This window comes from Actinoplanes sp. NPDC051343 (genome assembly GCF_044455125.1).
Taxonomy (GTDB): Bacteria; Actinomycetota; Actinomycetes; order Mycobacteriales; family Micromonosporaceae; genus Actinoplanes.
Genome location: NZ_JBITEL010000006.1, coordinates 503,045 through 512,439 on the forward strand (window position 1 = coordinate 503,045; position 9,395 = coordinate 512,439).

Annotated in this window: 12 protein-coding genes; 8 read left to right on the top strand and 4 right to left on the bottom strand. The window is 71.6% G+C overall.

Translation table 11 applies throughout. From position 1 onward, the window contains the following. Nucleotides 1-25 precede the first annotated feature (25 nt). The 6 genes from ACIA5C_RS22590 (at nucleotide 26) to ACIA5C_RS22615 (ending at nucleotide 4,061) form a co-directional block, all read left to right on the top strand. On the top strand, nucleotides 26-805 hold the full coding sequence (locus tag ACIA5C_RS22590; RefSeq protein ID WP_396057554.1) for a hypothetical protein: 780 nt from the start codon (nucleotides 26-28) through the stop codon (nucleotides 803-805). Then, a complete protein-coding gene (locus tag ACIA5C_RS22595) occupies nucleotides 802-1,209 on the top strand; it encodes a phage holin family protein (RefSeq protein WP_396057556.1) in 408 nt (135 codons plus the stop codon). Before ACIA5C_RS22590 ends, ACIA5C_RS22595 begins: the two co-directional genes overlap by 4 nt. Beyond that, entirely contained in the window at nucleotides 1,185-1,844 is a 660-nt protein-coding gene (locus ACIA5C_RS22600; RefSeq protein WP_396057558.1) for a DUF3618 domain-containing protein, read from the top strand. Before ACIA5C_RS22595 ends, ACIA5C_RS22600 begins: the two co-directional genes overlap by 25 nt. After that, the gene (locus ACIA5C_RS22605; RefSeq protein ID WP_396057560.1) at nucleotides 1,841-2,290 is read left to right on the top strand and encodes a DUF2243 domain-containing protein; all 450 of its coding nucleotides are present in this window, start codon (nucleotides 1,841-1,843) and stop codon (nucleotides 2,288-2,290) included. Before ACIA5C_RS22600 ends, ACIA5C_RS22605 begins: the two co-directional genes overlap by 4 nt. Beyond that, on the top strand, nucleotides 2,272-3,048 hold the full coding sequence (locus ACIA5C_RS22610) for a cytochrome c oxidase assembly protein (RefSeq protein WP_396057562.1): 777 nt from the start codon (nucleotides 2,272-2,274) through the stop codon (nucleotides 3,046-3,048). The genes ACIA5C_RS22605 and ACIA5C_RS22610 overlap by 19 nt, the downstream gene beginning before the upstream one ends. Nucleotides 3,049-3,155: 107 nt before the next feature. Next, nucleotides 3,156-4,061: an alpha/beta fold hydrolase gene (locus ACIA5C_RS22615; protein ID WP_396057564.1), complete on the top strand. Its 906-nt coding sequence runs from the start codon at nucleotides 3,156-3,158 to the stop codon at nucleotides 4,059-4,061. Between the two features lie 4 nt (nucleotides 4,062-4,065). Here ACIA5C_RS22615 and ACIA5C_RS22620 read toward each other — a convergent pair whose 3' ends face one another. Then, on the bottom strand, nucleotides 4,066-4,734 hold the full coding sequence (locus tag ACIA5C_RS22620; RefSeq protein WP_396057566.1) for a sensor histidine kinase: 669 nt from the start codon (nucleotides 4,732-4,734) through the stop codon (nucleotides 4,066-4,068). A 30-nt stretch (nucleotides 4,735-4,764) separates the two neighbouring features. Here ACIA5C_RS22620 and ACIA5C_RS22625 point away from each other — a divergent pair, with 30 nt between their 5' ends. Continuing rightward, a complete protein-coding gene (locus tag ACIA5C_RS22625) occupies nucleotides 4,765-5,400 on the top strand; it encodes a response regulator (protein WP_396057568.1) in 636 nt (211 codons plus the stop codon). 34 nt (nucleotides 5,401-5,434) lie between these two features. Here the strand turns inward: ACIA5C_RS22625 and ACIA5C_RS22630 are convergent, their stop codons facing one another. Then, on the bottom strand, nucleotides 5,435-6,685 hold the full coding sequence (locus ACIA5C_RS22630; protein ID WP_396057570.1) for an Nramp family divalent metal transporter: 1,251 nt from the start codon (nucleotides 6,683-6,685) through the stop codon (nucleotides 5,435-5,437). A gap of 123 nt (nucleotides 6,686-6,808) precedes the next feature. On the opposite strand from ACIA5C_RS22630, the gene ACIA5C_RS22635 reads away from it, so the two are divergent. After that, nucleotides 6,809-7,729, top strand: coding sequence for a manganese catalase family protein (locus tag ACIA5C_RS22635; protein WP_396057572.1), 921 nt, complete (start codon nucleotides 6,809-6,811; stop codon nucleotides 7,727-7,729). Between the two features lie 42 nt (nucleotides 7,730-7,771). On the opposite strand, the gene ACIA5C_RS22640 is transcribed toward ACIA5C_RS22635, so the two are convergent. Next, nucleotides 7,772-8,944 (bottom strand): zinc-dependent alcohol dehydrogenase, encoded by a 1,173-nt coding sequence (locus ACIA5C_RS22640; protein WP_396057574.1) that lies wholly within the window; start codon nucleotides 8,942-8,944, stop codon nucleotides 7,772-7,774. Then, nucleotides 8,941-9,345, bottom strand: coding sequence for a hypothetical protein (locus ACIA5C_RS22645; protein WP_396057576.1), 405 nt, complete (start codon nucleotides 9,343-9,345; stop codon nucleotides 8,941-8,943). Before ACIA5C_RS22645 ends, ACIA5C_RS22640 begins: the two co-directional genes overlap by 4 nt. Nucleotides 9,346-9,395: the final 50 nt, after the last annotated feature.

Below are 9,395 nucleotides of genomic sequence, written 5' to 3' on the forward strand. Positions count from 1 at the left end.
AAGACTGGTAAATGAAGGAGGCAAGGTGACTGATTCATCGACCGGTTCCGACCAGTCCACTGTGAAACAGGTCGCTACGCAAGGAGCACAGGCGGCCGGGCAGGCGGCGTCCACGGTTCGGGACACCGCGGCCGATCAGGCCCAGCGGGTCGGTGCCGAGGCACGTACCCAGGCTCGGCATGTGGTCACCGACGTCCGCGACAAGCTGGGCGAGCAGGCGCGCTCGCAAAGTGACCGGCTGGTCGGCACCATTCGTGAGACCGCCGACCACCTCGACGAGATGCGCGGCGACCGCAGCGGCACCCCCGCCGCGACCGTCGTGTCGCGAGTGGCCGACGGCGGCCGTCAGCTGGCCGACTACATCGACCACCATGGACCGGACGGGGTGTTGCGCGAAGTGCAGGACTTCGCCCGGCGCCGGCCGGGAGCGTTCCTGGCCACCGCGCTGGCGGCGGGCTTCGTCGTCGGGCGGCTCGGCAAGAGCGTGGCCAAGGCCGACCCGGACGCCGGCAAGCCGGCGAGCGACACGTACGCGTCGCGCTACCCGTCCTCGGTCACGCCATCGGTCGACCCCCTCGTCGACCCTCTCGTCGACCCGAACGCGACCAGCGGCTACCCCGCCACGGGCAGCGGGTACTCGACCACGGGCACCGGCTACTCGACCACGGGCACCGACTATCCGCCGGTGGGCACCGAGTACCCGGCGACCGGCACCGAATATCCGTCGACCGGCACCGAGTACACGTCGACCGGCACCGGCACGCCGCTGGTGGCCGAGCCGGAGTACCCGGAGACCCGGCCATGACCACACCGGACCGTGCCCAGCCGGCCGGCGAGACCTCGATCGGCGAGCTGATCGGCAACATCAGCACCGACCTGTCGCAGCTGTTCCGGCAGGAGGTCGAACTGGCCAAGGTCGAGCTGAAAGAGGAAGCCACCAAGGCGGGCAAGGCGGCCGGGATGCTCGGCGTGGCCGGGTTCGCCGGCTACCTCGCCATCGTCCTGCTCAGTTTTGCGGCCGTGTTCGGCCTGGCCAACGTCATGGACGCGGGCTGGGCCGCCCTGATCGTCGCCGTCGTCTGGGCGATCATCGGCGGCGTTCTCTACGCCGCCGGCCGCAAGCGGCTCAAGACCGTGGACCCCATGCCACGGCGCACCGTCGACACGCTCAAGGAGGACGCCCAGTGGCTGAAGAACCCGACCGGCTGAGGCAGGAGATCGAGTACACGCGGGCCGGCCTGACCCGTGACGTCGACCGGCTCGCCGAGAAGACGAGCCCCAAGCAGGTGGCCCGCCGCCGGTGGACCGCAGCGAAGGAGAAGGTGATGGGCAGCACCGGGCACGCCCGGGACACGCTGGGCTCCGGCGCGTCGACCATGCAGGACAAGGCGTCCGACTTCGGAGGGACCGTGCAGGAGAAGGCGTCCGACCTCGGGGGAACCGTGCAGGAGAAGGCATCGCACCTCGGCAGCGTGGCCGGCGAGAAGGCGCACGATGCCGCGGACGCCGTCCGCAGCGCGCCCCAGGCGCTGGCCGGCCAGACCCAGGGCAACCCGATCGCCGCCGGCATCATCGCCTTCGGCGTCGGCATGCTCGCGGCCACGCTGATCCCGGTCACCGACGCCGAGCGGCGGGCCGGCCAGGAGCTCAAGGACCACAGTGAGCCGCTCACGGACAAGGCCAAGGACGTCGCGGGCGACCTGAAGGACGACCTCGGCGGAACCGTGCAGGAGGCGGCCGGTCAGCTCAAGGAGACGGCCCAGGACGCCGTCCAGACGACCAAGGACCAGGCGCGATCCTCCGCGCAGGACACAGTGCAGGCGGCCCGTCCCGACGGGTCATGACCGCCTCGCCGCAGGCCGGGGAACGCACCGGGCGCAATGTCGTCTCGGGTGTGTTCCTCGGCCTCGGTGTGGCAGCGTTCGTGGACGAGACGGTCTTCCACCAACTGCTGCACTGGCACCACTTCTACGACCGCTCCACGCCCGCGGCCGGGCTGGTCTCGGACGGGCTGTTCCACGCCTTCGGATTCTTCTGCGCGGTCGGCGCCCTGTTTATGCTGGCCGACCTGCGCCGCCGGGGCGTCTTCGACGCCCGGCGCTGGTGGGGAGGCCTGCTTGCGGGGACGGGCGGGTTCCAGCTCTACGACGGTACGGTGCAGCACAAGCTCCTGCACCTGCATCAGATCCGCTACCGCGTCGATCTCGTGCCGTACGACTGGACCTGGAACGTGATCGCCGTCGTCCTGCTCGTAGCGGGGGTCGTGCTGCTGTGGCGTCGCCGTCGATAGCCCTCGCGCCGCTGCTGTTTCTCGGCGCACTGGCCTACGCGATCGGGCTGCTCGCCGCCCGCCGCCGGGGCCGCTCGTGGCCGGCCGTCCGAGCCGCCTGCTGGTACGCCGGGCTGGCCGCTCTCACCGCCGGTCTGGCCGCACCGGACACCTCGTTCACCGCGCACATGGCCGGGCACCTACTGCTCGGCATGGCCGGCCCGCTGCTGCTGGTGCTCGGCGCGCCGGGCACGCTGGCGTTCCGGGCGCTGCCGGTCCGGCCGGCCCGCCGCCTGAGCCGGTTCCTCGCCGCGTGGCCGGTGCGGGTCGTCATCCACCCGATCACCGCGCTGGTGCTCGACGCCGGCGGGCTGTGGCTGCTCTACACGACGCGGCTGTACCCGGCGATGATGCACTCGCCGCTGATCCAGCTGCACGTGCCGGCGGCCGGCTTCCTGCTCACCTACGCGGTGGCCGGGACCGACCCGATGCCGCGCCGCCCGTCGCACGCGGTGCGCGCGGTGGCGCTGCTGGTCTTTCTGGCCGCCCATGGCGTGCTGGCGAAGTATCTCTACGCGCATCCGCCGGCCGGAGTGCCGCTGCCGGATGCCGAGAACGGCGCCGAGCTCATGTACTACGGCGGCGATCTCGCCGATCTCGCCCTCGTCGTCCTCTTCTGCTGGCAGTGGTACGACCCGGCCCGGTTCCGCGTGGGCGCCCGCCGGGCTCCGCAGCCCTGGCACCTGGAGGCCACCGGGTCCTCGGCACCCGGGGGATAACCCCACCGCCGATCGACACGGCAGCCGGATCGAAAGCGGGGCCGCCGGGCCGGAGGATCGATCTTGATCAGCCGCGACCTCCGCGGCCGGCTTCGAGAGGATCCGCCATGACGTACATCCGTCCATCCCGCCGCCTCCGCCGGGCGCTACCGGCGATTGTCCTGCTGATCCCGGCGGCGGGCGCTCTGGCGGCGTGCGACAGCGCTGCTGCGCCGCCCGCGACGTCGCCGGCATCGACGGCTCCCACGGCCGGCTCCGGGATGCAGACGATCGACAACGGGGGTCACCGCCTCGCCTTCTACGTCACGCCCGGTGCCGCTCCCGCGATCGTTCTGGACTCCGGCGGCGGCGAGGACCACACCGAGTGGAAGGACATCGTTGCCAAGCTGCACGCCGCGACCGGTTCGGAGATCATCACCTACGACCGGGCCGGAATGGGTGCCAGCGACGAGGTGCCCGGGCCGTGGAAGGTCGAGGACGCCGTCAGCGATCTGACGGCCGGCCTGACCCGGCTCGGTGTCACCGGCAACGTCGTCCTGGTGTCCCACTCCCAGGCGGGCGAGATCGCGACGTATTTCGTCCGGCAGAACCCGAGGCTGGTCACCGGCGCGGTTCTCGTCGACGCGAACCTGCCCCAGTTCTTCACCGACGACGAGATCGCCCGCCTGGTGGCCGCGACGAAGCCGCAGGTCGACGCCGCGAAGGCCGGTCCCTCGACCAAGGAGAGCCGGCAGCTGATCGCGACCGCCGAGAGCTTCGTCGCGACGCAGCACGCCTATCACCACGTTGCCTGGCCGGACGCCGTTCCCGCCGTCGTGATGGTCTCGGAGAAGACCCCGTTCGACGGGTCACCCGAGGACGTCCGGCGCTGGCACGACGCGGCCAAGGCGTTCGCCGCGGCCGGGACCGGACGTACGCTCGTCAACGCCGACGGCAGCTCGCACGAGGTCCCGGCGGACCGCCCCGACCTCGTTCTCGCCGAGGTGGAGAAGATGGCCGCGGCCGGTCGCTGACCGCTCAGGGGCGCCCGGTGGTCTCGACCGGGCGGTAGCGGGGGAGGACCACCTCCATCACCAGGCCGCCCGACCGGGCGCGACGGGCGCGGATCCGGCCGCCGTGCGCGGCCGCGAGGTGGCGCACCACCCAGAGGCCGAGGCCGTTGCTGCCCGGCGGGGGAGTGTCGCGGTCCAGGGCGCGGGCCAGGTCCGGGTTCGGTCCGCCCTCGTCGGCGACGGTGAGCCGCAGCCGGCCGGCCCACTGCCGCGCGCCCACCCGGACCAGGCCCGGCGAATGCCGCACGGCGTTGCCCACCAGGTTGATCAGGATCTGCCGGGTGTGCTGGAGGTGGACCGGCCAGCGGGCCGCGGCCGGCGTGGCCAGGGTCGTCAGCCGCCCGTCCGGCGCGGCGGCGGCCACGCTCGGCAGCAGTTCGGCCAGCGGTGCGGCCTCCCCGGCAAGATCGGACAGCCCGGTCACCATGGCGTCGGCCTCGGCGATCACCGACAGGGCGTGGGCGGCGTACTCGGTGGCCAGCCGGGCCATCTCGGCCCGCCGGTCGGCGTTCGGCTGGACCTCCATGGCGCGGGCCAGCGAGGACAGGGTGGCGATCGGCGGGCGCAGCTCGTGGCAGACGCTGCGGAGCAGCAGCTCGCCGACCGGCTCGGCGGCCCGGCGATTCAGCCGCATGACGCGGCCCGGGCGGGGCATACGTGCGACATGCGTACGCACATGCGGATCGTCGTCATCGATGATCATCCCCTCTTCGTGCGCGGCCTGGAACTGCTGCTGCCCGACGTGAGCGACAGCCGGGCGACCGTGGTCGCGAGCACCAGCGATGCCGCGTCGGCGGCCGGCCTCGTCCGCCGGACCGTGCCGGACCTGGTCCTGATCGACCTGCACATGCCGCCGCCGGGAGGTCTGCGGGCGATCACCGCGGTGCGGCAGGCCGAGCCGCGCAGCCGGGTGCTGGCGATGTCCGGCGACGCCGACCCGGCGGCCGCGGTCGAGGCGCTGCGGGCCGGCGCCGAGGGCTTCCTGCCCAAGAGCAGCGAGCCCGGCGACCTGGTGCATCCGCTGCTCGCGGCGTTGGAGGGGTGGGCCGTGCTGCCGGGCTCGGTGCTCGCCGCCCTGACCGCCGAGGCCGGCGGCGGGCGCATCGAGGTGCGGCTGAACGACGACGAGCGTGATCTACTGAGGATGATCGCGGCCGGCCTGTCGACATTGGAAATCGCGGCCCGGCTGCATCTGTCCGAGCGCACGGTGAAGCGGCAGACGGCCACGCTGCTGCGCCGGCTGCGGGTGTCCAGCCGTACGGAGGCAGCCGCGCTCGCCGGGAGCGCCGGCCTGTTGTGATGCGCCATGGCGCGGGGCGTTCCCGCCTATTTCGCTAACTAACACCCACAAAACGTAGGATCAGCAGCGCATTCAGCCCGATGATCAGAGCCGCGGCGGTGCCCGCGAGCAGCGTGGTGGCCGGGTGGTTGCGATATTCGCCCATGATCCGGCGGGCGCTGGTCAGCCAGATCAGCGGCACCAGCGCGAACGGCACCCCGAACGAGAGCACGACCTGCGACCAGACCAGGGCCGAGGTCGGGTCGGCGCCCAGCATCAGGACGGCCATGGCCGGGGCCATCGTGAGCAGCCGGCGGACGGTCAACGGGATGCTGCGCCCGATGAACCCCTGCATGACCACCTGCCCGGCGAACGTCCCGACGCTCGACGAGGCGAGACCGGAGGCGAGCAGGGCGATCGCGAACGCCAGGGCGGCCCAGTGATCGAGCACCGCGCCGAGCGCGGAATGGATCCCGGCGAGACTGTCGGTCCCGGTGGTGCCGGTGCCGAAGAACAGCCGCGCGGCGATGGTCAGCATCACCAGGTTGATCACGCCGGCCAGCCCGAGGGCGAGCAACGTGTCGGCGCGCTGATAGCGGAGCGCGCTCCGCCGTACGTCCGGAGCCGCGGCCGCCGCGGCGGCGCGTGATTTCGTCAGGGCCGAGTGCAGATAGATCACGTGGGGCATCACGGTCGCGCCCAGGATTCCGGTGGCCAGCACGACGCTGTCCGGCCCCGCGAACGACGGCACCAGGCCGGACGCGACGCCGCCCGCGTCGGTGCCGGCGCGCACCGCGTCGTAGAGGAAGCCGAGCAGGATCACTCCCAGCAGGCCGCCGATCACCGTTTCGAAGCGGCGCAGGCCGCGCTGGTGCAGCGCCAGCAGGGCGAACGCGACCAGGCAGGTGAGCAGGCCGCCGACCGGCAGCGGGATGTGGAAGAGCAGGTTCAGCGCGAGTGCCCCGCCGATGATTTCGGCCAGGTCGGTCGCCATCGCGACCACCTCGGCCTGCACCCAGAGCAGCCGGGACACCGGCCGCGGCAGGTTGTCGCGGCACAACTGGGCGAGGTCACGGCCGGTGATCAGGCCGAGCTTGGCCGACAGCGACTGGATCAGCATCGCGATCAGGTTGGCGCCCGCGACCACCCAGACCAGGCGGTAACCGAACCCCGCGCCGCCGGTGAAGTTGGTGGCGAAGTTGCCGGGGTCGGCGTACGCGATGGCGGCCACGAAAGCGGGCCCGAACCAGGGAGCCACCCGCGCCACGTGCCGGCGCAGGGGGAGAGCGACATCCAGGACGACCATGCCGGCACGAATGCCCGGCCCGGCTGGCCCCTGGAGGCCACGAGAGGTCCCGTCCGGGTCATCCGTCCGGGTAGCCAGTCCCTGCCGCAACGATGCGCATGGTTTGAATGGGAGGAACCCCCGATGTTCAAGCACGTGGACTACCTGCAGTTCCAGGCCAAGCCGGAGAAGCCGGACGCCTTCTTCGCGGCGAAGCTCCAGGAACTGGTCGGCGGCCAGTTCGGCGAGATGACCGTGATGATGCAGTACCTGTGGCAGGGCTGGTCGTGCCGGATGCCCGGCAAGTACAAGGACATGATCATGGACATCGCGACCGAGGAGATCGGTCACGTCGAGATGCTCACCACGATGCTGGCCCGCCTGCTCGAGGGCGCACCGTCCGAGACCACCGAGAAGGCCGTCGCCGCCAACCCGGTGCTGGCCGCGGTCATCGGCGGAATGAACCCGCAGCACGCGATCGTCACCGGCGGCGGCGCGATGCCGACCAACAGCCAGGGCGTGCCCTGGAACGCCGGCTACATCGTCGCCAGCGGCAACCTGCTGGCCGACTTCCGCTCGAACGTGTCGGCCGAGGCGCAGAGCCGGTTGCAGACCAGCCGCTGCTACAACATGACCGACGACCGCGGCGTCAAGGACATGCTGCAGTTCAACCTGGCCCGCGACACCTACCACCAGCAGCAGTGGCTGCTCGGCATCGAGTCGCTGATCGAGGACGGCTTCACCGACAGCCCGATCGAGAACTCCAACGGCGAGGACGAGAAGGAATTCGCCCGGCGGACGTTCTACAGCTTCGACCCGGAGAGCCAGGCCGGGCGTGGCCGGTGGGCCGTCGGCCAGACGCTGCTCGGCGACGAGATCGAGTACGTGGCGGACGCCCTGCCGCTCACCGACGACAAGCCGCTCGGGCCCGCCCCCGACCCCAAGCTGTTCGTGACCTACGACGGCTCGATGGGCAAGGGCAAGCCGGGCACCGGCGCCGGTGCGCACGGCCAGGGTGTGGCCAACGTGGTCAACAAGATCAAGGGTGCGGTAACGGACGACTGATCCGGTGCCTGGGCCCGGCGCAGTCGCGCCGGGCCCGGCCGGTCAGTTGGGGCGGAACACCGCCCGGACGCAGTCGTCCTCCTTCTCCTTGAACATCCGGTAACCCTCGGGCGCCTGCTCCAACGGCATCACATGAGTGGCCAGATGCTCCGAGGTCAGCTCGTCGCGGGCCATCCGCTCGAGCAGCATCGGGATGTAGCGCTGGCCGTGCATCTGGGCGCCGCGGACGGTCAGGCCCTTGTTCATCAACGCGCCGAGCGGGAACTTGTCGACGAACCCGGCGTAGACGCCGAGCACGAACACCGAGCCGCCCTTGCGGCAGGCGTGTATCGCGTCGCGTACCGCCGCCGGCCGGTCGGTCTGCAGCCGTAGCTGCTGCTTCACCTGGTCGTACGCGAACTGCGGACCCGGCGTGTGCGCCTCCATGCCGACCGCCTCGATGCAGACGTCCGGCCCCCGGCCGCCGCTGCGCTCCCGCAGTTCACCGGCCACGTCGTCCCGCTCGTAGTTCAGCGTCTCGGCACCACCGAACCTCTGCGCCTGGTGCAGCCGGAAGTCGTACCGGTCGATGACGATGACCCGGTCGGCGCCGAGCAGCGTCGCCGCCCGCGCCGCCATCTGCCCGACCGCTCCGGCGCCCCACACCGCGACCACGTCACCGGGCTGCACGCCGCCGAGGTCGGCGCCCATCCAGCCGGTCGAGACGGAGTCGGACGCGAACAGGGCCCGCTCGTCGGTGACGGCGTCGGGCACCAGGAAAGCGCCCACGTCGGCGAACGGCACCCGGATGTACTGCGCGTGGCTGCCCGGGTTGCCGCCCATCGCGTGCGAGTAGCCGAAGCAGCCGCCGGGTGCCTGGCCCCACAGTGTCTCGGTGATGGCCGGGTTGGTGTTGCCGTTGTCGCAGAGCGAGTACAGCTTCTCACTGCAGAACCGGCACTGCCCGCAGGCGATGAACGACGCCACCACCACCCGGTCGCCGACGTGATGCCGGTGGACGTCCGACCCGACCTCGACCACCTCGCCGACGAACTCGTGCCCGAGCACGTCACCCTTCTCCATGAACGGGATGTAGCCGCCGAGCAGGTGCAGATCGGAGCCGCAGGTCACGCTGAGGGTGACCTTGACGATGATGTCGCCGGGGTTGCGGATCTCCGGGTCCGGCACGTCGCCGACCGCCAGCTTGTTGACGCCCTGCCACTGCAGTGCCCTCATAGCAATCCCTTCTCCCGGCCGTGCCTGGTCGCGGCCCGCAGCGGGCGGTTGAGCGGCGTCGGTGTCGTCGTGGCGACGCCCGGCTCCAGCACGTAGCCGACTTCCAGCTGAGACCGCCCGGTCCGCAGCGCGCGCCGGATCTCGTCGTCGGAGACGGTGCCGTCGGTACGGCGTACGTGGATCTCGGTGCCCCGCCCGGCCGGGGCCTCCCGCAGCTCGACCGCGATCCCGTCGCGTTCGCGAAGCTGCTCTGGCAGGTTGTCTCGCACGTAGTCGACCGGCCGGAAGACGGTCAGGGTGTGTGTGGTGCGGGTCGGTGGTCTCGTCCGGCGCCGGCGGGCCACCGCCAGGCCGGTCGCGGCGGAGGCCGCGCCGAGCATCAGCCATCGGGAACGTCTCATCGGTGCGGCATACCGGCCGGGATGGTCGATAAACCCGGTGCGGCGCGGCG

What these genes read in the sequence shown, in the direction of transcription:
- ACIA5C_RS22595 (WP_396057556.1), top strand. Translation starts at nt 802, where the DNA reads ATGACCACACCGGACCGTGCCCAGCCGGCCGGCGAGACCTCGATCGGC.
- ACIA5C_RS22605 (WP_396057560.1), top strand. Translation starts at nt 1,841, where the DNA reads ATGACCGCCTCGCCGCAGGCCGGGGAACGCACCGGGCGCAATGTCGTC.
- ACIA5C_RS22615 (WP_396057564.1), top strand. Translation starts at nt 3,156, where the DNA reads ATGACGTACATCCGTCCATCCCGCCGCCTCCGCCGGGCGCTACCGGCG.
- ACIA5C_RS22620 (WP_396057566.1), bottom strand. Translation starts at nt 4,734, where the DNA reads ATGCGGCTGAATCGCCGGGCCGCCGAGCCGGTCGGCGAGCTGCTGCTC.
- ACIA5C_RS22625 (WP_396057568.1), top strand. Translation starts at nt 4,765, where the DNA reads ATGCGTACGCACATGCGGATCGTCGTCATCGATGATCATCCCCTCTTC.
- ACIA5C_RS22630 (WP_396057570.1), bottom strand. Translation starts at nt 6,685, where the DNA reads ATGGTCGTCCTGGATGTCGCTCTCCCCCTGCGCCGGCACGTGGCGCGG.
- ACIA5C_RS22635 (WP_396057572.1), top strand. Translation starts at nt 6,809, where the DNA reads ATGTTCAAGCACGTGGACTACCTGCAGTTCCAGGCCAAGCCGGAGAAG.
- ACIA5C_RS22640 (WP_396057574.1), bottom strand. Translation starts at nt 8,944, where the DNA reads ATGAGGGCACTGCAGTGGCAGGGCGTCAACAAGCTGGCGGTCGGCGAC.
- ACIA5C_RS22645 (WP_396057576.1), bottom strand. Translation starts at nt 9,345, where the DNA reads ATGAGACGTTCCCGATGGCTGATGCTCGGCGCGGCCTCCGCCGCGACC.